Source organism: Secundilactobacillus yichangensis (assembly GCF_016861565.1).
Taxonomy (GTDB): domain Bacteria; phylum Bacillota; class Bacilli; order Lactobacillales; family Lactobacillaceae; genus Secundilactobacillus; species Secundilactobacillus yichangensis.
Genome location: NZ_BOLK01000005.1, coordinates 1 through 22889 on the forward strand (window position 1 = coordinate 1; position 22889 = coordinate 22889).

A 22889-nucleotide genomic window follows, 5' to 3' on the forward strand; every position below is an offset into this window, starting at 1 on the left:
AATTAACCAGTATATTTATTGGTACAACAACGAACGTCTGCAACAAACACTAAATGGCATGACCCCGGAAAAATACCGAAATCATGCCATTCAAAATTGCGCATAAACTTTTAATTATTTGACTGTCCACTTGACAGGAGTCGAGCCGTCTGAGCCCTTTAATTTTGAACTTTTAGTACTGAATATTTAATAATTTTGCGTGTTTAATGTCTTCAATCGTCTTGGTTCCAGCCAGCTGCATCACGATCTTTAATTCCTTGTTCAGGTGTTCAAAGACGGAATAAACGCCATCTGCACCACCCAGAGCTAAGCCGTAGATTGCGGGCCGACCAATACCAACTAAGTCGGCACCGAGAGCAATGGCTTTGAATACATCAGATCCACGGCGGACGCCAGAGTCAAAAATGACGGGGACTTGATGGTTAACAGCCTTAGTCACGCTTTCAAGAACGTCGAAGCTGGCAGGACCACCGTTAAGCTGACGGCCACCATGATTAGAAACATAAACACCAGCGGCACCCGCGCCAATGGCGTAAAGAGCATCTTCAGGGGATTCAATTCCCTTAACAATGACAGGTAAATCAGTGTAATCAATGATGCGTTTAACGTCGTCTGGGCCGATCTTTTGAGCGGCAGCAGCGTAAATTTCCGAAATACCCTTACCCTCACCATCGCCTTCACTGAACTTGACCAGGTTAGCCATTGGAATTGGGAACTGGAAGTTGTTAATAATATCGGCTTCACGGTAGCCGCCCACGGTTGCGTCAACGGTGAGAATAATCGCCTTGACTCCCGCTTTTTTAGCTTCATCTAAAAGGGCATGGTTAAAGGCCCAGTCTTTACTCATGTAAAGCTGGAAGAATTGGGGAGCACCGTTGCCGCCCGCGGCAGTATCAGCAATCGAAGTCGATGAATAGGTACTTTGTGCCATTAAGGCGCCCGCTTTAGCGACCCCCTTGGCGGTATCAACTTCACCCTTAGCGTGAGCTAACCCTTGTGCCGCAGCAGGTGCCATCATGATTGGTGTTTTTAAATCTAAGCCGAAGACCGTGGTATCAGTTTGAGGATCTTCCATATTACTCAGTGCTTTAGGAACGATTTGACGGTGTTGGAATGCCTTCCGGTTAGCCTGCAAGGTCCATTCATCTTCTGAACCGCTGCTGATATAGCCAAAGCCACCGGTAGGAATAATTTTTTTAGCTTCTGTCTCCAACTGGTTTAAGTTTAGAAATTTGAGAGCCGTTTCGTTTTCGTTTTGTTCGTAACCATTGGTGAATGCCATAATATTTGCCTCCAGCAAAGAATATATATTTGGTGGCTTCAGCATACTTACCCTTAGTAAGACAGTCAAGAATATGGCCTCGCGGTTTGAAATAAGAACCCGCTGCTTGGTAGAAAGTCAATCAAGCAGCGGGTTAAATTCATAGACGATGGTGTTTAAAAGCAGTGAAATCTTCATCAACTTGCTTAACGTAAGCGGTTGTCCAGCTTTGGATTGCGGTATCAAATTTATCTGAATGACCAGTGTAACCCAGAACCACGCCGGCAGTTGGACTTTGGGCATGGGCAATGCCTAGTACCCATGCGCAGGTCTTAGCGTAGGCATCGAATTGATCCCAGTCCAGTTCAGACAGTTCAATGGAGGCTTTCATATCACGGAACTGACGAACGTAAAAGCTTTTCTTTTCGGTTGCAAAATACCCCAAAAACGGATCGGATGCGGATTGAAGAATCTTCTGGCAGTCAACGATTCGCTTACCTTCATTTTGTTCGTACTGAACGTTTTCCTCTTCCAGCTGATTAGCTAATTGACGGTGCGGAAGTGCTTCTTTAATTTGCAACACCAGGTGTGAATCATCGGTACCGGTGAGCAGCAATAAGTAACACAGCGAACCGAAGCTGCCCACGCCGACACTGTGGCGGACAACGTCGGTGACGTTGTATTGGGAAAGCATCAGGCTAACATCGGGAGACAGCGATTGCCGGTATTGAACCAGATATTTGGCCATGTGCTTGGTCACCCGGTCTTTAACGTGCCGGGTTCGCGGCGGATTTTCCTTGAACAAGATCTGACCGTCGGCATCCGTCGTCGTAAATTTCCGAACCACCTGTTCCGAATCGCGTTTGCCAGCTTTGGCGAGAAATTTACTGAGTTTCTTAGTATGCATTTCCTTAGACGGAATCGTGTTCAAGATATTCTCAACGCTATTGACAGGGTAGAACCGATTTAACGCGGTTTTTTCAAACATATCCTGTAAACTTTTACGGTAGGTTTCGCCAAGTCCCTTCACTAATAAGGTTAATTTTTCATTCTCAAATTGATGTTCACGGCCAGCCAGCAGGGTGCTGACAGCCAGCCGTTTCACATCCCATTCAAAGGGGTTGATGCCCGCTTCATCAAAATCGTTGAGATCGAATAGCAGCTGGCGTTCCGGTGAGCCAAAGAAGCCGAAATTACCAATGTGGGCATCGCCGCAGCTAACAGTATGAATGGGTGAGTTATCCTGGTGAGCCAAATCATACTCCATTAATTCAGCAGTTCCCCGAAAAAAGGTAAAACTAGACTGACCCATTCGTTGGGTACGTTCTGGTAACAGCTCAGGGATCAAGATTGAACGGACTTCATCCATTAACTGAGTAGAGTCACGATTTACAGCAATGTAGTGACCAAGTTTTTCAAACGGATAAGCGGTACGTAATTTTTTGCCAAACTTCTTTTGCTGCGCTAATGGCTGTTGTACGAACAGCTGACTAAAATCAAATGGTTTAACACTCATTATAGCTCTCCTCGTATTCACGTATATTAATTCTAGTTTACCACTCGACGGATTCTAAATTGCATCAGTGCAATTGAGATCCGCACTGCAAGCGGATATGAAAGATGGTAAAATTGTAAGGGTATCCAAAGAATACAAATAATTAAAATTGTTTAGTAAAAATTTTACTATTTTTGACTGTTTCGGCTTATACTTAAGTCGGAAGCATAATAGAGAATGAGCAATTTAAAACAAGAGGAGTGGCGATACGATGACTTGGCAAGATAATTATCAAGTATGGAAGAACTATCAAGACTTAGATCCTGCATTAGCACAAGAATTAACGGATATGGCGGGTGACCAGGAAGCTTTGGAGAACGCCTTTACGAAACCGATGGCGTTTGGAACTGCCGGTATGCGGGGACTAATTGGTCCCGGCATCGGTGAGATGAACATTTACACCGTGGGCGCAGCTGCTGAAGGCCTAGCGCGCTTTATGGATACGTTGGATGATAAGGATAAGCAGCGTGGAGTTGCAATTAGCTTTGATTCTCGTTATCACTCACGTGAATTTGCTCACCATTCAGCACAAGTATTAGGTGCTCATGGGATTCCAAGCTTTGTGTTTGACGACATTCGGCCCACACCAGAATTATCATTCGCCGTTCGTCACTTGCACACGTATGCCGGTATCATGATTACGGCTAGTCATAACCCGAAGCAGTACAACGGGTTTAAGATTTACGGCCCAGATGGCGGTCAAATGCCACCAAAGGCTGCTGACCAGATCACTGAATATGTCAACGGTATTGATAACATGTTCACCGTTAAGACAGTCAAGGAAACGACTTTACGTAAGCAAAACTTAGTTCACATCATCGGTGAAGACGTTGACGAAGATTATCTGGCGGGTGTTAAGGCTGTTTCAATCAATCCAAAACTAGTGGATGAAGTCGGCAAAGACATGACTTTGATTTACACACCGTTGCATGGGACCGGTCATATCATTGGTTACCGAGCACTTAAAGATACCGGGTATAACCACTTTACGATGGTCAAGGAACAAGCCATTGCTGATCCAGAATTTCCAACGGTTACCCACCCAAACCCAGAATTTCCAGAAGCCTTCAACATGGCGATTGAACTGGGTAAGAAGGAAGACGCTGACTTATTGGTTGCCACCGACCCTGATGCTGACCGTTTGGGTGCCGCCGTTCGGATGCCTAATGGTGAATATCAACTGATGACTGGTAATCAGATTGCTTCAGTCTTACTGAATTACATTTTGAAAGCTAAGCAGGATGCTGGCAAGTTACCAGCAGACGGGATGGTTGTAAAATCAATCGTTTCGACCGAATTAGCAACTAAGATTGCTGATCATTATGGTGTCAAGATGGTCAACGTGCTGACTGGGTTCAAATACATTGCCGAGCAGATCAAACTGGCTGAGCAGAATCATGACCACACCTTCCTATTTGGTTTTGAAGAGAGCTTCGGTTATTTGATTAACCCATTCGTCCGTGACAAGGATGCCATTCAATCAACGATTCTGCTGGCTGAAGTTGCTGCGTATTACAAGCAGCAGGGACTGACCCTTTACGATGGTATTCAACAGCTGTACAAGACGTATGGTTATTACAAAGAAAAGACGACTGCTAAAGAATTTGATGGTGTCGATGGTGCTGACAAGATGGCCGCAATTATGAAGTCATTGCGTGAGAGTAAGCCAACCGAGTTTGCTGGCATCAAAGTTGAAACTACGGATGATTATCAGACCCAGGTAGCTACCCATCAAGATGGCAGCACTGAAAAACTTTCATTACCAGTTTCAAACGTATTGAAATACTGGTTAGAAGATGGTACTTGGATCGCCGTACGGCCTTCAGGTACTGAACCAAAAATCAAGTTCTACATTGGGACTAACGGTAAAACTGACGCAGAAGCCACGCAGAAATTAACTGATTTCGAAAAGGCTTTGACTCAGTGGGTAAAAGATTAAGATAAGCGAGTTGCAAAGGTGAGTTTGCATTTGTAGTAAAAATAAAAGCAGTTCGGTTTAATCAATTTGTTAGTTGATCAGATCGGACCGCTTTTATCTCGCTGGACCGCGTCAGCTTAGCCAGTATTGATATTGAGTAATTATGAACGCGTAAAAAGATTGATTTAAAGCTAAAGAAAACGATTTCATTTTTCGTTGACATTCCCCCGATTTTAGGTTACTTTAGAGGTAGTAAAAATTTAGTAAAATTTGTGGAGGCATAATTATGGACTATCAAAGCTTAAAAGAAGAATTTAAGAAAGCTTTTGGTTACGAAGGTGAACGAGTTTACTTTGCACCAGGCCGGATCAATCTAATTGGTGAACATACTGATTATAACGGCGGTCACGTTTTTCCTTGCGCTATCACCATGGGAACTTATGGTGTCTATGCAGGTCGTAAAGACGACCAGGTTCGCGTCTATTCCGCTAACCTTCCAGATGCCGGCGTTTTGACCTTCCCAATTGATAAACTGGATTTTGATAAAAATGATAGCTGGGCTAAGTTCCCACGCGGTGTCATGTACGAAATGGCAAAGCAGGGCAAGACCGTTGATCATGGGTTTGACCTCTTTGTTCACGGCGATTTACCAGACGCTTCAGGTCTTTCTTCATCCGCATCAATTGAACTGTTAATTGGTAACATTTTAAATCAAGAGTTTAACTGGGGCGTTGACCAGATGACGTTGATCAAGAATGGCCAAGCTGTTGAAAATGATTACTTAGGTCTTAACACCGGTATCCTTGATCAGTTCGCTATTGGCATGGGCAAGAAGAACCAAGCCGTATTACTTGATGCTAATACGATGAAGTATGAATACGTTCCCGTTGAATTAGGTGACAACGTGATTGTGATCATGAATACCAACAAACGGCGTGAACTTACTGATTCTAAGTACAACGAACGTCGGTCAGAATGTGAAAAGGCTGTGGCTCTTTTGCAAAAGGGCGGCGTTGACGTTAAGACGCTAGGTGACCTATCACAAGAAGAATTCGATAAGGATGCTTACCTAGTCAACGATGATACCTTGATCAAACGTGCACGTCACGCGGTTATTGAAAACCAGCGGACGTTGCGTGCGAAGAAGGCTTTGAGTAATGGACAGCTTGAAGACTTCGGTAAATTAGTTAATGCATCACACGTTTCCTTACATTATGACTATGAAGTTACGGGTAAGGAATTGGATACCTTAGCCGAAACCGCATGGAAGCAACCAGGGGTTCTTGGTGCTCGTATGACGGGTGCCGGCTTCGGTGGCTGCGCCATTGCCATTGTCAACAAAGCTAACGTTGATGACTTTATCAAGAACGTCGGTGATGTTTACAAGAAGGAAATCGGTTATGCAGCTAGCTTTTACGTTGCAAGTATCGGCGATGGCCCAAGAGAAATCAAAGCTTAATATTTTTAAAAAAGCGCAAAGCAATCAAACTTGCAGAGCGCTTTTGTATCGGAATTAGCTTAAAGAGAAAGCATGGAGGTAATCATTTATGACAGTTGTTGTATTAGGTGGTGCGGGCTATATTGGTTCACACACAGTTGATCGATTGATTGAAAAGGGATATGACGTTGCGGTAATCGATAACCTGATTACAGGTCACCGAGCAGCGGTCAACCCTAAGGCCCGTTTTTACCAGGGTGATATTCATGACCGGGCTTTTTTGGATGAAGTCTTTAACAAGGAAACGAACGTTGAAGGCGTGATTCACTTTGCTGCCTTTTCAATCGTTCCGGAATCGATGAAGGATCCATTGAAGTACTTTGATAACAACACTGGTGGCATGATCACCTTACTGAAAGCAATGCGTGACCACGACATTAAGCGGATCATCTTCAGTTCAACAGCCGCTACTTACGGCGAACCAAAGCAGATTCCTATCAAGGAAACTGACCCGCAGATTCCAACTAACCCATATGGCGAGAGTAAGTTATGCATGGAAAAGATCATTCACTGGTCTGATCTCGCATACGGTATCAAGTTTGTTGCTCTGCGTTACTTTAACGTTGCTGGCGCCAAGGCTGATGGCTCAATTGGTGAAGATCACCATCCAGAAACCCACTTGATTCCAATTATTTTACAAGTTGCTGCGGGTGAGCGGACTGGTTTGAAGATCTTTGGTACCGACTACCCTACAAAAGACGGTACCAACGTCCGTGATTACGTTCACGTTGTGGACTTAGCGGATGCTCATATTCTGGCTTTGGAATATTTGAAGGCCGGTAATGACAGTAATGCCTTTAACCTTGGTTCATCAACCGGATTCTCTAATAAGGAAATCCTGGAAGCTGCTCGTGAAGCAACTGGGCAACCAATTCCTGCTGAAGATGCTCCCCGTCGTGCCGGTGACCCAAGTACTTTGATTGCGGCTAGTGACAAAGCACGTAAAGTCTTAGGCTGGAAGCCGCAGTATGATGATGTGAAGGAAATTATTAAAACCGCTTGGAACTGGAAGCAATCTCATCCAAAGGGCTACAATGACCGAGGTGAAGTCTAATTATGACAAAAACTGTTGATCAATTTGTTGATGCAATCATTGACAGCGGCACTTATCAGCCATTAGACCGGATTTACGTGACTAACCGGGTCTTGGGCCTAGTGGGTGATGATCCTGCTGTTGAGGCAAAGAGCGATGATCTACTGGATCTCGTGGACGCTTTGCTTGAAACTGCCATTAAAAACGGTAAAATTGAAGACAGTCAATCTGACCGGGACATTCTGGAAGCGGAGTTGACCGATTTGCTGACCCCAACGCCAGCTAAGGTAAACCAGGAATTCTGGAATGAATACCAAAAATCACCGGAAGATGCGACCAATTTCTTCTATAAGTTAAGTCGTAAAAACGACTACATTAAAACGAGATCAATTGCAAAAAACATTGTTTTCAACGCACCAACGCAATACGGTGATCTGGAAATTACCATTAACTTGTCGAAGCCTGAAAAGGATCCCAAGGCAATTGCAGCGGCTCGGACACAGAAGACCAACACGTATCCGCTGAGTCAGTTAGCGATTGAAAACGAAGGTTATCGTGGCCGGCTGGGCTACCCTGCACGGACTAACCACCGGGTTATTCGGTTAACCCTTGGCGGTGAACCTTGGGGCTTCCAGTACTCGCCATACGCGTACTTTAGCGAACATGCTATCTTCTTGCTGCAGGAACACCGGCCAATGGTGATCAACCAGCATACGTTTGGCAACTTATTGGAAATCGTCCGGCTGTTCCCGCACTACTTTGTGGGCAGCAACGCTGACTTACCAATTGTTGGTGGTTCAATGCTGGCACAGGATCATTATCAGGGCGGCAGACACGATTTTCCAATGATGAAATCACCGTTGGATCGTAAAATTAAGTTAGCCGGTTTTGATAATGTGGATGCTGGAATCGTGAAGTGGCCAATGTCGACGATTCGCCTTTCAGGTGATACTCCTGAACCGCTGATCAATGCTGCTACTGCTATTGCTGATAGCTGGAAGCACTACGATGACGAATCAGTTGATGTTCGTTCGTACACTAATGGCGAACGGCACCACACGGTTACGCCAATTGCTTATCGTCGCGGTTCAAAGTTCGTCTTGGACGTCGTTTTGCGGGATAACCAAACCTCAGAGAAGTACCCAGACGGTATCTTCCATCCTCATCAGGATGTGCAGCACATTAAGAAGGAAAACATCGGTTTGATTGAAGTCATGGGGCGGGCGATTTTACCTGCGCGGCTCAAGACGGAAATGCAAGAAGTTAAAAAGTACGTATTGGGTAAACCAAACGAAATGAAGGATTATCACAAGACGTGGGCTGATCAGTTAAAGGCAGATCATCAATTTACTGCTGACAATGCTGATGACATTATTGATCAGTCTATCGGTAAAGTCTTTGCGCGTGTTCTGCAAGATGCTGGGGTCTTTAAGTGGGATGCTAAAGGGCAAGCAGCCTTTGACCGCTTTATCGCTCAGATTGGGTAGGTCAATTTAAACAAGGAGGGAAACATTACCATGAAAGTGACTTTAAAAGATATCGCTCAAAAAGCGGGTGTTTCCCTGTCTACTGTTTCGCGAGTTCTTAATTACGATACGACGTTATCTGTCAGTGACAGTACGCGGCAACGTATTTTTGAGGTCGCGGAGGAGCTGAACTATACCAAAAATAAGCGGGTACCCAAAACGCCTGAGAATTATAAGATTGCCGTAGTTCAGTGGTATTCAATCAATAAAGAGCTGGATGATCTTTACTTCATGACGATTCGAATGGAGATTGAAAAGCGGAGCCAGGAATTGCACATTCAAACGATTCCAGTTTTTCAAAATCAGGTTTCAGAAATCGATAAGGATGTCGATGGCATCATTGCGGTTGGTAAATACAGCGAGGCACAGGTTGATGAACTGAGCGCTATCAGTGATAATCTGGTCTTTGTGGACTGGAGCGAGATGGCGCGTGGATTTGATAGCGTTGTGACTGAATTCAAACCAGCGGTGCTTAAAGTAATCGATTATTTACTGCCAAGGAGCCGTAATCTCGGAATTATCTATGGTTCCGAATATACGACGGATGGCAAGCTCAAGATTCCAGATCCACGATTTAAAGCGTTTAAATCAATTATGACGGAACGTAACCTGTTTGAACCGCGATTTGCTTATGAGGGTAACTACACCAACCAAGCAGGCTATGATTTAATGAAACAAGCTGTGAAGGACTTGGGTGATGATTTACCCGATGCCTTCTTTGTCAGTAATGATCCCATGGCGATTGGCGCGTTAAAAGCATTGGGCGAGGAGAACATTGAAGTTCCCGACCGGGTCAGCTTATTTAGTTTCAATGACACCTCGGTGGCTAAGTATGTTTATCCCGAGCTCAGTGCCGTCCACGTTGCAACCGACCAAATGGGGATCAGTGCTGTGGAGTTAATGCAAAGCCGTCTTGAACGGGGCCGTGAAGTACCGCTGAAAGTATCAGTTGGCACTAAGCTGATCATTCGAAAGAGCACGCGTTAAGTTTCGAAACATGAAAATGTGCCATCAAATCTAGCAAGGCTAATGGCCGAGCTAGATTTTTTTGTTCAAAATTTAATTCTTAGTCAGCTTCACAAGCAAAATCGTTTAGCCTTCTAAAGGTTGACAGTGCAACACTGAAAATTGAGGCTAAATAGTGAATTCGTGAAAAGTATTGCAAACGATCTGATACCATGTTAAATTGATTGCCTTAACTAAAACCATCGTTTTTTGCTATTTAGTAAAAACTAATTTAATAAATTTAAAAAAATACCGATATTTTTTAAAAAAGTAAACACTTTTTATTTAAAATGCAGTATAATGAATGTGACATAAATAACAAACAAATTTAGCGGAGTTAGTCATTAGATATCAGGATTGGCTGAAAGGAGACTATCATTATGATAAAAAAGCACCGGAAAGTATTATTGGTTGGTGATGGCGCCGTTGGGTCATCATTTGCTTTTTCACTTTTACAAAATTGCGGGATCGATGAATTGGTAATCGTTGACCTTCAAAAGGAACACGCTGAAGGTGATAGTCTTGATTTGGAAGATTTAACACCAATGATGATGCCAGCCCGAATCAGAACCGGCGAATATTCGGATGCTGCGGATGCAGACATCGTGGTTCTGACTGCTGGTGTTCCGCGTAAGCCCGGCGAAACCCGTCTTGACCTTGTAAATAAAAACACTAAAATTTTGGAATCAATCGTGGCACCTGTTGTTGAAAGTGGGTTTAATGGCGTCTTCGTTGTTTCAGCTAACCCGGTTGATATTTTGACTGCTTTAACACAGCACATTTCTGGTTTTCCAAAGAACCGTGTGATTGGTACCGGTACTTCATTAGACAGTGCCCGTTTGCAGGTTGCACTTGGTAAGGAATTAGATGTTAGCACCAGTGACGTTGACGCTTACGTTTTAGGCGAACATGGTGACAGTTCCTTTGCTGCTTATAATGAAGCAACGGTTAGCGGCCAGCCATTATTAAGCTTGCCAAACGTTGACCTTGCCCGGTTAGCTCAAATCGAGGACGACGTTAAGAAAAAGGGTGGCGCGATCATTAGTCGTAAGGGTGCAACTTTCTATGGCGTTGCCGTTAGTCTGATGAAGATTTGCCGTGCTATTTTACTGGACGAAAACTTAGTGATGCCAATTTCAGCGCCGGTTAGCGGTCAATATGGTCTGGAAGACGGCTACATTGGGACACCTGCTGTTATTAACGGTGGCGGTATTCGCCAGGTCATCGAAGTGAGTTTGACTGACGAAGAGACAGAGAAGATGCAAGAATCAGCGCGTAAGATGAACGAAATTTTGCTAGCTGCTGAATAATTAAGTGATAAAATAAAATTAATTAAACGAGTTGGGTAGGCTAATGCTGACAGCTCGTTTTTTATTTGAGGTGAAAAAATGGACTTTATTACAAGTGACCATGTTAAGCTTTCCTATACCGATGAAGGTGACGGTCAGCCGGTTTTACTGCTTGATGGGATTGGCAGTTACCGTGAAATCTGGCTACCCACGAAACAGTTCTTGATTGAAGCCGGTTATCGGGTAATTAATTTAGATGCCAGGAATCAGGGTGCTTCACAGCGGACGCTGAAAGGGCGGCGAATCAGCCGGCATGCGATCGACGTGCAGGAATTACTGGCACACCTGGAAGTAAACAATGTAATCGGGATTGGTAATTCCATGGGTGCCAGTACACTGTTTGCTTACGTATCGTTGTTCGGCACGCAGCAGTTCAGTGCTTTGGTCGATATTGACCAGAGCCCCAAGATGATCAGTGATGAGACGTGGCAGTATGGGTTCAAGGGGCTGACGTGGGAAACTTTCCCGGCAATGTTAAAATTCCCGTTGGGTTCAGGAACGGCCACACCAGTTTCCGAAGAGGTTCGTTCTAAGGTTCAGGTCGCTAGACAGGCACATCCATACGATGCTGAAGAAAACTATGTCTGCTTAGTCGACCATGCCTTTCAAGATTGGCGTGATGTCCTCTTAGGCTTGCAGGTGCCACTGTTAGTGATTGCCGGTGGAAAGTCGCCTTACTTTGACCCTAAATTTGCGGCAGCTACTGCGGGTTTGGTACCACAGGGGCAGTCACAAGTGATCAATCGTTCTGGTCACATTGTGATGGCAGAACAGCCAGCTGCTTTTAATGACGCACTATCAGCGTTTTTGAAAGAACTATAAATAAAAAAACGACTGATTTCCTAAACTGGGAAATCAGTCGTTTTTTTATTCAACAACTTACGAGCGATCCATTTCAAGTAGGACTCTGTTTGCAACGGATTCATTGGTGACAAAGTCGGTGACTAAACCGCCACGTAAAGCACCAAGCAGAGCCCGGCCCTTAAACTTACTCTTAACGATGGCCAGCCGGTGAGGGACTGTGAGAATGACATCTAGCGATGCTCCAAAGAGCTTATCGTGATCGGTATTTAGAATTCGGCCGTTAATATCGTATGGCCGACCATATAACATGCCTGCCACGTCATCCGGTTCGATATCTCCCAAGATCTCACTGCGGTGGTTGCGCCATAGCGGAATTGAATCAACTGAAGCTAGGGTGCCGATACCGGCAAAAAGCAGATCCATCTTGGCCATGGTAGTAAACGCGGAGATCAGCGCAGGTTCATCCTGAAGGGCAGCTCTGGTTGAATCGTTAAGAATGTAAAGCGGAGCTGGAATGGTTCGGAAACTGGCACCAAATTTGGTAGCAGCTTTTTGAACTAGCGGCGTTGCACCTAAGGTTGAATTATACTTTAGATTATCACCCATAAACTGCGTAAAAACGATGTCATCAAGAATTTCCGATTGAAAATGGTTAATGACGTTGGCAACTGTACCGCCCCAACCAACGCCGATAACCGAACTGCGGTGCAGCATATCCTGAATTTCTTCAGCAGCGAATTCAACAATGTTTTCGTAGTCTTCGTTAGTATTATCCGCATCTTTCAAGATAAAGGCATTTTGCAGGTCAAACTGTTTCTTAAACCGTGCCTCCATTTCCATATTACGGTCAATGGGTGCGTTGATCGAGATTTTAACTAGGCCATTGGTCAGTGCATCGTCTAATGCTTTAGTGATCAAATAACGGCTGAGGTTATATTTCTTGGATATTTGCGAAATAGTGAGTTTAGATAGGTAGTAATCGCGAGCAATGTTAGCTAACTGCTCGCGGGATTTCATGTTATCCAATGAGGTTCCTCCTATAAATGTGAACTGCAGGTGTGACTAAACTACTATCAGTACCTGGATTGTCTTCTCTTCGAAAATGCTGAAACGGGTCAGCATTAAACAAGTCTTTTGATTGCTTCCCTACTATCATAGCATGATAATCTAAAAAACTCACTTTTTTAAATACTTTTGTCAGAACAAAAATATTTATTTTAAAAATATCAAAAATACAAAATATATTTGAAAAAGTTAAAAAGACGGAGTAAACTAAAAGTGTAGAAAAAGCTTGATAATAAAATCACAAGTGTCTGTTTAGAAGGAGTGGTGCGATTGACAGATAATAACGAAATTTTAAAAGTGCATGAGAATCATACGGGTGTCTTGGATATCCAGTCCGACTTAGGCGTACATAATAAAGCCGATTTAGGGAAAGCCTATACGCCTGGGGTAGCGGTGCTATCTAAGCTGATTGCAAAGCAGCCGGAGTTAAAAAATAAGTATACCGTAAGCGGTAAATTAATTGCTTTGGTCACGGATGGTTCGGCCGTTCTGGGCTTAGGTAATATTGGCCCTGCCGGCGGGTTACCAGTTATTGAAGGTAAAGCCTTACTATACAAGGACTTGGCGGGGATCAACGCCATTCCCATTGCCGTAAATCAGGTGTCACCTGAAGAAATCGTTAAAACGGTTCAAAACATCTCGCAGTCTTTTGCCGGGATTCATTTGGAAGATATTGCGGCACCGAAGTGTTTTGAAATTGAAGAAGCTTTGAGTAAGTCACTGAATATTCCAGTTTATCATGATGACCAAGAAGGGACTGCCATTGTCGTTCTAGCCGGATTGATCAATGCCGCTAAGGTGGTTGGCAAAGAACTGACGAGCATGCGCGTTGTGATCAACGGTATCGGTGCTTCGGGATTGGCGACTGCAAAATTGCTTTACGCAGCGGGTATCAAAAACCTGACGCTGGTCGATGTCTATGGCGTTGTTACACCAAATGACTTGCGCTATAACCGTTACCAACGTAAATTTGCTGCCAAAATTAACAGCAGTGATGATCAAAAGGACCTGAAGCTCACCGATGTCATGGATGACCAAGATGTCTTTATTGGCCTTTCTGATCAGCATTTGCTGTCAGGGCACGACGTTCAGCGGATGGCTAACGACCCGATCGTTTTTGCGTTAGCAAACCCGGTTCCAGAAATTGAACCAGAAGAAGCCGCTAAGGCGGGTGCCAAGGTGATTGCTACTGGCTCCAGCCAGCATCCTAACCAAGTCAATAACATTTTGGCGTTCCCCGGTTTGTTCAAGGGTCTATTAGCCAGTGGGATCACTCACGTTGATTCAAACCTTCAGCTAGTTGTTGCTAAAGCACTGGCTAGTGTCGTTGAAACACCCACTGCTGAAGAGGTCGTTCCCGGTGTATTTAATGATCAAGTGGTAGCGACTGTCAGTAAATCAGTTGAAGATTACGCCGATGATCAGAAGAAAGAATTGATTACGGAGGCCTGATATGGACAACCAAATTGTCGATTTATACCTGAGCAACCCTAAGGTGAAAAAGGACTGGCAAGACTTTTTGACCAGTCTGAATATCACCAACTTTTCGGCCAATGAAGTTGACCAAATCGATTACACCATCGGTATTTATAACGGTGATGATTTGGTGGCTACGGGGTCCGTTGCTGGTAACGTGCTCAAATATATCGGGGTTTGCAATAAGGGCGTGACTACCGGCTCCCGTTTCAACGCCATTGTTTCGGAGCTGGTCAACCGTCAGTTTGCCAACCACGTTTATCATCTGTTTGTGTTTACTAAACTCAAGTACAGCGATAGCTTTCAGCATATTGGCTTCAGCGAGCTGGTGCATTCAGACGAGGCAGCGTTCTTAGAAACCGGCAGTCCGGATGTTCACGACTTTCTGGCTGAGATTCCCCGCGTCGATAATCAAGACGATAAACAAGTCGCCGGAATCGTCATGAACGCGAACCCGTTTACACTGGGTCATAGGTATCTGGTGGAACGGGCTGCGAAACAAAACGATCTAGTTTACGTTTTCGTGGTGAATACGGATGCGTCATTGTTTAGTACCGCAGAACGGTTCCAGTTAGTGAAGGATGGTACGGCTGATTTAGATAACGTGATCGTTGTTAACGGCGGTGACTACATGGTCAGCTACGTCACGTTCCCAGCCTACTTCTTAGCGTCACCGGATCACGCTGTGACATATCAGACAACGTTAGATGCCCGCATCTTTCGGAACGTCATCGCTCCGGCTTTGAATATCAAGGTCCGCTACGTTGGTTCTGAACCGTTATCGCGGACAACCAATATTTACAACGAAGTGCTGACACGAGAATTACCGCCGGCAGTTGAGGTGAAGGTGATTGATCGTCATCAGACACTTACTGGTGATCAGCAAGTGATCACCGCAACACAAGTTAGACAGTTCATCAAAAATGGTGAGACAAGCAGTTTAACGGCATTTGTGCCGGAAACGACGGCTCGCTTTATCCAAAATCATTTAACAACCCTACAAAAACGGATTCAGGAAGGAATGAACATTGATGGAAATTAAAGAAACAGCTGTTGCTGGAACTTTAGAATCATCAGATATTCAAATTATGATCTCTAAAGCAACCGATGGCATTCAAATTGATTTACAGTCCGATGTGGAAAAACAATTCGGCGATCAGATTCGTCAGGTCATTACAACAACGCTTAATCACTTAGGCATTAACGCAGCTAAGGTAAAAGCGGTAGACAAAGGTGCGCTTGACTGTGTGATCAAGGCCCGTACGATTGCGGCAGCGCAACGTGCTAGCCAGACCACCAATCAACCAGCATGGGAGGTATTATAAAATGGCTGAAAATGAAGAACGTTTACGTCGGACAATGATGTTTGTTCCGGGTAATAACCCAGCAATGGTGAAGGATGCCGGTATCTATGGCGCCGACTCAATCATGTTTGACCTTGAAGATTCCGTTTCACTGTCAGAAAAGGATGCTGCTCGTGTATTGGTATACGAAGCACTCCAAACCCAAGACTACGGCAACGCAGAATTAGTTGTCCGGGTCAACGGTCAAGATACTGAATTTTATGCTAACGACGTTAAAGCAATGGTTAAAGCCGGCATCGACGTTATCCGTTTGCCAAAAGCTGAATCACCAGAAATGGTGCAACAACTTGAGGCTGACATCTTAGCTGCCGAAAAGGAATTTGGCAGAGAAGAGGGTTCAACTCATCTGATGGCTGCCATTGAAAGTGCCAAGGGTGTGTTGAACGCACCGCAAATCGCCGCAGCTTCAGACCGGATGATTGGGATTGCTTTGTCAGCTGAAGATTACACCACTGATATGAAGACCCACCGTTATCCAGATGGCGCCGAACTTGAATTCGCCCGTAACATGGTGCTTCATGCTGCCCGTGCGGCAGGTGTTGCCGCCTTTGATACCGTCTTTACCAACATGGACGACACTGAAGGCTTCTACCGCGAAACAGAATACATTCACCAACTTGGTTTCGACGGCAAGTCACTGGTTAACCCCCGTCAAATCGAAATGGTTAACAAAGTTTACGAACCAACTGAAAAGGAAATTCTCAACGCCAAGAACGTTATTAACGCCATTGAAGAAGCCCGCCTTAAGGGTTCAGGTGTGATTTCTATGAACGGTCAAATGGTCGATCGGCCAGTTGTTTTACGTGCGCAACGTGTAATGCGGCTTGCTAAGGCTTCCAACCTAGTTGATGAGGAGGGTAATTACATTGAAAAATAGTGTTAATCGCGACTTACCAGAAGATGTTATGAAGGATTTGAACTACCAACCATTCGAATCCACTGAAATTGGTCATCCAGAGATTCAACGGGTTGCGCCTAAAGTGCACGTTTCAACCGGTGACGATAAGGTTGTTACCTCGATCAAGCAAGTCATCAAAGATACTTTAAAGGATGGTATGACCATTTCTTTCCATCACCACTTCCGAAACGGTGACTTTGTATTCAATATGGTGATGCGTGAAATTATTGATGCTGGTTACAAGGACTTGACCTTGGCACCATCATCATTGACTGGTGTGATGAACGACATGGTGATTGAAGCTATCAAAGCTGGTACCATCACCAACATCACCAGTTCTGGTATGCGTGGCTCATTGGGTGACTTCGTGTCACACGGTGGTTTAAAGAACCCAGTGATCTTCCGTTCACACGGTAACCGTGCCCGGGCAATCGAACACGGCGACATTAAGATTGACGTTGCCTTCTTGGGTGTTCCTAATGCGGATGCACTTGGTAACGCCAACGGGATGGATGGCGACGCCGTCTTCGGTTCATTGGGTTATGCTTTAATGGATGCCCAATACGCCGACAAAGTCGTTTTATTGACTGATAACATTGTGAGTTATCCAAACACACCAGCTTCAATCAAGCAGACTCAAGTGGATTACGTGGTGAAAGTTGATAAGGTTGGGGATCCTGATAAGATTGGTTCTGGCGCTACCCGTTTCACGAAGGACCCTAAGGAATTAAAAATTGCCTCAACGGTTAACGATGTCATCGTTAACTCACCTTACTTCAAGGACGGCTTCTCATTCCAAACTGGTTCCGGCGGTGCAGCGTTAGCCGTTACCCGTTACCTGCGTCAAGCCATGATCGATAATAAGATCAAAGCCTCATTTGCTCTGGGTGGGATTACCAAGCCAACCACTGACTTATTGAAGGAAGGCTTAATCGATAAAATCATGGACGTTCAAGACTTTGACAAGGGTGCTGCTGAATCAATGCACACCAGCGCCAACCAACAAGAAATTGACGCGTCATGGTACGCTGATCCTGATAACAAGGGTGCCATGGTTGACCAATTGGACGTAGTTATTCTGAGTGCCTTAGAAATTGACACGAAGTTCAACGTGAACGTGATGTCAGGTTCCGACGGTGTGATCCGTGGCGCCATTGGTGGTCACCAAGATGCCGCAACGGCTAAGCTGACCATCATTTCCGCACCATTAGTTCGTGGCCGGATTGCAACGGTTGTGCCAGACGTCACCACTGTTGTTACCCCAGGTGATTCCGTTGACGTTTTGGTTACTGAATATGGGATTGCAATCAACCCCAAGCGCAAAGACCTTCAAAAAGCACTTGGCAACTTGCCTGGTGTGCCAGTTTACAAGATTGAAGACCTCCAAAAGTTGGCTGAACAAAAAGTGGGTAAGCCAAAGCCGCTTGAATTCACTGATCGGACCGTTGCCATGATCGAATACCGTGATGGTTCAATTATTGACACGATCAAGGAAGTTAAGGACTAAATTTAGATTTAAGAAAGGACTGAGTTGATGACCGCCATTTTTCAAACTGGTCAGCCGCAAGAAATCACTGATGTGCTTGAAAATCGTGATGCGCGGGTGGCACTGCAGCAACAATTGCTGAAGCATTATCCAAACGAAACGCTGATTGCCATTAAACTGAATATTCCTGGGCCAATTAAGAACAACGCGCAGATTAAGCAGCTTTTTACTGCCGGTATGCAACGTTTTTACGACCAGTTGAAGGCGCAGACTCGGCACTTTCAAACGGTAACGCAGTGGGATAAACTAACAGGTAATGAGCTGTTCATAACCATTGAACTAGACCCTACAACTGTGAAACGGTTAGCCGTTAATTTCGAAGACCACGACCATCTTGGCCGGCTGTTCGATGTTGACGTGCTGCACGCTGGTGGTGAGCGGGCACTGTCCCGTTCCGACTTTGATTTGCCGGTACGTAAATGTCTGATCTGCAATCGTGAAGCTAAGGATTGCGCCCGTTCCAGACGTCATTCTGTAGCGGAATTACAAGCTCGAATCAGTGAAATTTACACCGCTGAATTTGAGCCTGCAGGAGGACGTTAGACATGAATGAAACTGAAAAGGATGCGCTGGTTGGCGATGCTTTACGTGCGTTGCTTTACGAAGTTAGCGTGAATCCTAAGCCAGGATTGGTTGATCCCGTTTCCAGCGGTCCGCATCCGGATATGGACGTTTTTACCTTTATTGACAGCACTATGAGTTTACGGCAGTACTTTAACCGTTGCGTTGAACACGGTGCTGGTTTCCATGGTGATGATCTGAGAGCGTTGTTCTTAGCCATTCGGCCTGCTGGCGTCGAAGCTGAACGGGCGATGTTTGGGGCAACTCAAGGTGTTAATACGCATAAGGGTGCCATCTTCTCACTGGGAATTTTGGTCACAGCGGATGCCTATCGTGCTGATCATAGCGAACTTTCGTTACAGAAAATCGTTCAATTAATGCTGAAAGATCTGACAGTTAATGATTTTAAAGGGCTAGCTGATAAGTCACCTGAATCGTTAACGGCCGGTGAAAAAGAGTATTTAGCTTATGGTATTAAAGGCATCCGTGGTGAAGCTGAGGCCGGTTTCCCAACGGTATTCGATGTTGCTCTGCCAGCTTTAAAAAAGCACCAGGGAACCAAGAACCAGCGCCTGCTGGATACGTTGATGACAATTGTTGGCAACAGCGTAGACACTAATTTAGTGAAACGTGCCCAAACTAACGATATCGTTGACTGGGCGCACCAGCAGTCCAAACGTTACTTCGCTCTAGGCGGCAGCCGAACAGCACAGGGAATGGCATTTCTTAATGAATTAAACAATATTTTTACCGAGCGTAACCTGAGTTTGGGCGGATCAGCGGATCTACTGATTTTGACCATTTTTCTAGGCTTGCGTGAGGGCATTATTTAGAACTTAAGACTAGATAGTAAAAGCGGATATCCATCTGGGATATCCGCTTTTTACTGTTCTGGTATTATTGAGTTAATCAGTAGCGAGTTTAGCTAGTTCGTCGATTTTATCAAAGAAGGCCTTAGCATGAACGTTGGTAACAAAAGTAATGTCACGGCCATTGTCAGTAATGAACGTGCGGCCTTCAGCCGGTGCGTGGTCGATGACATCGCTCTTAACCGGAACTGAGTCTACCAGTTCAGGATAGTTGCTGATCAAGGTCGTTAAAACGTCCCACAGGTAGTAGGTGGAGTTAGCTTCAAAAGAATGGACCAGTGAGTAACCCTGGCCAATGAGGTCAAGGGCGGGATAGCGTCGCTGTTTTGCCCAGCGTGTCCTAAGCTCCTTTGTCAACGGGACTTGATCGGTGCTGTCTAGCCCCACCATGGTAATTTTGATTGGTGAATCCCAGACTGCCTTAACGGCCTGTGCATCCCAGTATGCATTCCACTCCACAGTGCCATCTTGTCCTGGCTCGGCAACGTTGCCTTGACTGTTCATGGTACCGCCCATCCAGTATAGCTGCTCAATGTTGTCAGCAATAGTTGGCTCTGCGGCTAACGCGCGGGCTAGATCAGTCAATGGCCCGGTCATCACCAAAGTGACGGGGGTATCAGACTGTTTGATGGCATCTACCATGTCCAGGTGAGCTGGCTTTTTCGCTAACGGTGTTTTGGGTTCACCATGTTCGTTTAGAATAGGGAAGTCGTCAAACGAAAAAGCACTTAACCGCCATTCTTTAGGAAATTGATGCGCTGGACGGGAATTAGACTTTGCCACCGTTGCCGGTTTACGGCCCTCATGGCCAAACCGGTCGATGATCTTCCGGGAAGCGGAAGACGCGGGATCGACATAGCCGTCAGCATCGATAACGCCGACGCCAATGAGGTTAACGTCTGGCATCTGAAGCAGCAGTAAAAGTGAAACCAAATCGTCAACGTTACCATCATGATCAAAATAAACATTATGCATGAAAAAAGCCTCCAACCATTTTGTTAAACATGGTACGTAAAAATTTTGTGTCAGTCAAGCGCGAAGAGGTGACTGGACGAACAAAAACGGGCTCCCGAAAAGGAGTCCGTTTTGCTGTACGTAGATTACCAAATCTTAACGCGGTTTTCCGGCGCCATATACATCTTGTCACCTGGTTGAATATCAAAGGTGCTGAAGAAGTCATCCAGATTTTGAACTTGAACATTGGCCCGCAGTTTTGCTGGGGCGTGGACGTCAATGGAAAGAAGCAGTTTTTCCCGTTCCGGAGTGGCCTTTTGGCGCCAGATCTTTGCCCAGTTAAGGAAGAAGGCGTTGAGATCCACGTCCGGTTCTCCCTTAGCGGCTTCCAAAGCACAGCTGAGGCCACCGGCATCGGCAATGTTTTCGGAAACGGTGAGCTTACCGTTCACCTTTTGGCCAGCGTATGGCAGGCCATCGAATTCTTTGACCATGTTTTCGGCTAATTCGTGGAAGTGCTGATTATCAGCTTCGGTCCACCAGTTGTTGAGACTGCCGTTTTCGTCAAACAACGAACCGTTGTTATCAAAGGCGTGAGAAATTTCATGAGCAATTACAGCGCCGATACCGCCAAAGTTTTCGCTTGAAGACTGCTTGAGGCTGTAGAACGGTGCCTGCAGGATAGCAGCTGGGAAAACAATGATGTTGTAGAACGGGTGGAAGTAGGCGTTAACGGTTGAGGCGCTCATTTCCCAGCGAGTTCGGTCAACTGGCTGGTTCCAGCGTGAAAAATCGTCTTCGTTACGGATGCGCGTAAACGTCATTAAGTTTGACAGTACGCTGCCGCCGTTGCTTGCAGGAGTGACTTTGAATTTGCTGTAAAGCGGGTCGATTTTGTCGGGGTAACCAACTTGAATTCCTAATTTATCGAGTTTCAGAATTGCTTTTTCGCGGGTAGCTTTGCCCAGCCAAGTATTGTTAGCTAAGCGTTTCTTATAAACGTTGATCATTTTGACGACCATGTCGTGGACGTCTTGTTTAGCTGTCTCGCCAAAGTATTTGCGGCCGTAGTAATCGCCGACAACTTGGTCAAAGGTACCAGTGGCTAAATCATACGCAGACTTTTCCTGGCTGCGGGCTTCCTTACGGCCGCTCATTGCCCGGCCATAAATCGTGCTGGTCTGACGCTGTTCGTCAGTTAAGTAACTGGATAAGCCCATTACGGTCTTAAAGAGCAGCCAGCTCTTCATCATCTGGAAGTGGTCATCGGTCAGCAAATCACCTAAGGCATCGAAGTAGTCCGGTTCAGTAGTAATGATTTTTTCCGGTGTGCCATGAAGCAGGCTGGTAATCGCTGTTCTCAGGTCTAATTTATCGGTACTATCAGCGATTTGGTCAAGTGAGCGGGGATTATACATTTTACTGTAATCAGCGCTCTCCTCGGCTGATTTTACGTGCGGTGCGATCAGTTTATCAAAGGCCGTGGCTTTTTCAATGATCGATTGTGTTTCGGCCTCTTTATAGCCTGCTAGTTTGAACAACTGAGCCATCATTTTTTCAAGGACTGGCAGCAACTGTTTTGCGGCTTGGTTATCTTTCTCGTAGTAGGTTTTATCCGGCAGGAATAGTCGGGGACCGCTAGCGAATAAAGCGTATTTGGTAGAATCTTTCATATCAGAGTCGATATCCAGTGAAAATGGGGTCGGCAGACCGGTTAAGATCCAGTCAGCTAACTGGTCACTGAGGTCCTGATAGCTGTTCAGCGCTTCGATTCGATCGAGGTAGGGCTTTAAAGGCGCGCTGCCGTCCTTGTCCCGTTTATCAAAGTCACTGACCAGTTCATAAAATTGCTTGAATTCGTTCATTTCATCGTTTTCAGGCTTTAATTTACCGGCTAATAAATCTTTGAAGTCGGCCATTAGCGTTTTTTCAATACCATCCGACAAGTCGGTAAAGCCGCCCGTCGTTGAATGGTCACCGGGGATCGTGGCTGTTTTGAGCCATTCGCCGTTTACGGCGTCGTATAAATCAGTTTTGATTAAACTATGATCAATTTTATCTGCCATTTGATAACCTCCATCTTGTTTGTAGACTGCTTTTATTATACACTACCAGTTTAGCTTTCATACAGTTCTGGATACAAAAAAGGCGCTGCCAGAGTAGTTGCTTACTCTGACAATCGCCGAATTCGCACACCGTTTAGTTCC

20 protein-coding genes are annotated in these 22889 nt (G+C 45.3%); 15 read left to right on the forward strand and 5 right to left on the reverse strand.

What is annotated here, in order from left to right; translation table 11 throughout:
* The first annotated feature begins 1 nt into the window (after position 1).
* Entirely contained in the window at positions 2-106 is a 105-nt protein-coding gene (locus JUE95_RS05660; protein WP_268920899.1) for an IS3 family transposase, read from the forward strand.
* A gap of 66 nt (positions 107-172) precedes the next feature.
* Here JUE95_RS05660 and JUE95_RS05665 read toward each other — a convergent pair whose 3' ends face one another.
* Both JUE95_RS05665 and JUE95_RS05670 read right to left on the reverse strand, forming a co-directional pair.
* Complete coding sequence (locus tag JUE95_RS05665; protein ID WP_203649842.1) at positions 173-1282, reverse strand: lactate oxidase; 1110 nt, start codon at positions 1280-1282, stop codon at positions 173-175.
* A gap of 139 nt (positions 1283-1421) precedes the next feature.
* Positions 1422-2777: a DUF2252 domain-containing protein gene (locus JUE95_RS05670; protein WP_203649844.1), complete on the reverse strand. Its 1356-nt coding sequence runs from the start codon at positions 2775-2777 to the stop codon at positions 1422-1424.
* Positions 2778-3027: 250 nt separating this feature from the next.
* On the opposite strand from JUE95_RS05670, the gene JUE95_RS05675 reads away from it, so the two are divergent.
* The 7 genes from JUE95_RS05675 (at position 3028) to JUE95_RS05705 (ending at position 11967) form a co-directional block, all read left to right on the forward strand.
* The gene (locus tag JUE95_RS05675) at positions 3028-4755 is read left to right on the forward strand and encodes a phospho-sugar mutase (protein ID WP_203649846.1); all 1728 of its coding nucleotides are present in this window, start codon (positions 3028-3030) and stop codon (positions 4753-4755) included.
* 265 nt (positions 4756-5020) lie between these two features.
* Positions 5021-6193, forward strand: a complete 1173-nt coding sequence (locus JUE95_RS05680) for a galactokinase (RefSeq protein WP_203649848.1) — start codon at positions 5021-5023, stop codon at positions 6191-6193.
* An 88-nt stretch (positions 6194-6281) separates the two neighbouring features.
* Complete coding sequence (gene galE, locus JUE95_RS05685; protein ID WP_203649849.1) at positions 6282-7286, forward strand: UDP-glucose 4-epimerase GalE; 1005 nt, start codon at positions 6282-6284, stop codon at positions 7284-7286.
* Between the two features lie 2 nt (positions 7287-7288).
* Entirely contained in the window at positions 7289-8752 is a 1464-nt protein-coding gene (locus tag JUE95_RS05690) for a UDP-glucose--hexose-1-phosphate uridylyltransferase (RefSeq protein WP_203649851.1), read from the forward strand.
* 30 nt (positions 8753-8782) lie between these two features.
* A complete protein-coding gene (locus tag JUE95_RS05695) occupies positions 8783-9778 on the forward strand; it encodes a LacI family DNA-binding transcriptional regulator (protein WP_203649853.1) in 996 nt (331 codons plus the stop codon).
* A gap of 398 nt (positions 9779-10176) precedes the next feature.
* Positions 10177-11106 (forward strand): L-lactate dehydrogenase, encoded by a 930-nt coding sequence (locus tag JUE95_RS05700; protein WP_203649855.1) that lies wholly within the window; start codon positions 10177-10179, stop codon positions 11104-11106.
* A 78-nt stretch (positions 11107-11184) separates the two neighbouring features.
* A complete protein-coding gene (locus JUE95_RS05705; RefSeq protein ID WP_203649857.1) occupies positions 11185-11967 on the forward strand; it encodes an alpha/beta fold hydrolase in 783 nt (260 codons plus the stop codon).
* A gap of 57 nt (positions 11968-12024) precedes the next feature.
* Here the strand turns inward: JUE95_RS05705 and JUE95_RS05710 are convergent, their stop codons facing one another.
* Positions 12025-12975 carry a sugar-binding transcriptional regulator gene (locus JUE95_RS05710; RefSeq protein WP_203649859.1) on the reverse strand — a complete coding sequence of 317 codons (951 nt, stop codon included), beginning with the start codon at positions 12973-12975 and terminating at the stop codon, positions 12025-12027.
* A gap of 309 nt (positions 12976-13284) precedes the next feature.
* On the opposite strand from JUE95_RS05710, the gene JUE95_RS05715 reads away from it, so the two are divergent.
* Genes JUE95_RS05715 through citG form a run of 7 tightly spaced genes read left to right on the forward strand, consistent with a single transcriptional unit; the run spans position 13285 to position 19692 of the window.
* On the forward strand, positions 13285-14466 hold the full coding sequence (locus tag JUE95_RS05715) for an NAD(P)-dependent malic enzyme (protein ID WP_203649861.1): 1182 nt from the start codon (positions 13285-13287) through the stop codon (positions 14464-14466).
* A 1-nt stretch (position 14467) separates the two neighbouring features.
* Positions 14468-15532, forward strand: a complete 1065-nt coding sequence (gene citC, locus JUE95_RS05720; RefSeq protein WP_203649863.1) for a [citrate (pro-3S)-lyase] ligase — start codon at positions 14468-14470, stop codon at positions 15530-15532.
* Entirely contained in the window at positions 15522-15815 is a 294-nt protein-coding gene (citD, locus tag JUE95_RS05725; RefSeq protein WP_203649865.1) for a citrate lyase acyl carrier protein, read from the forward strand. Before citC ends, citD begins: the two co-directional genes overlap by 11 nt.
* A gap of 1 nt (position 15816) precedes the next feature.
* On the forward strand, positions 15817-16731 hold the full coding sequence (citE, locus tag JUE95_RS05730) for a citrate (pro-3S)-lyase subunit beta (protein ID WP_203649867.1): 915 nt from the start codon (positions 15817-15819) through the stop codon (positions 16729-16731).
* The gene (gene citF / locus JUE95_RS05735) at positions 16721-18259 is read left to right on the forward strand and encodes a citrate lyase subunit alpha (protein ID WP_203649869.1); all 1539 of its coding nucleotides are present in this window, start codon (positions 16721-16723) and stop codon (positions 18257-18259) included. Before citE ends, citF begins: the two co-directional genes overlap by 11 nt.
* 27 nt (positions 18260-18286) lie before the next feature.
* Positions 18287-18841, forward strand: coding sequence for a citrate lyase holo-[acyl-carrier protein] synthase (citX, locus tag JUE95_RS05740; RefSeq protein WP_203649871.1), 555 nt, complete (start codon positions 18287-18289; stop codon positions 18839-18841).
* Between the two features lie 2 nt (positions 18842-18843).
* The gene (citG, locus tag JUE95_RS05745; RefSeq protein ID WP_203649872.1) at positions 18844-19692 is read left to right on the forward strand and encodes a triphosphoribosyl-dephospho-CoA synthase CitG; all 849 of its coding nucleotides are present in this window, start codon (positions 18844-18846) and stop codon (positions 19690-19692) included.
* A 72-nt stretch (positions 19693-19764) separates the two neighbouring features.
* On the opposite strand, the gene JUE95_RS05750 is transcribed toward citG, so the two are convergent.
* Together JUE95_RS05750 and JUE95_RS05755 are read right to left on the reverse strand one after the other, a co-directional pair.
* Positions 19765-20703 carry a nucleoside hydrolase gene (locus JUE95_RS05750; RefSeq protein WP_203649874.1) on the reverse strand — a complete coding sequence of 313 codons (939 nt, stop codon included), beginning with the start codon at positions 20701-20703 and terminating at the stop codon, positions 19765-19767.
* 125 nt (positions 20704-20828) lie between these two features.
* Positions 20829-22748 (reverse strand): M13 family metallopeptidase, encoded by a 1920-nt coding sequence (locus tag JUE95_RS05755; RefSeq protein ID WP_203649876.1) that lies wholly within the window; start codon positions 22746-22748, stop codon positions 20829-20831.
* Positions 22749-22889: the final 141 nt, after the last annotated feature.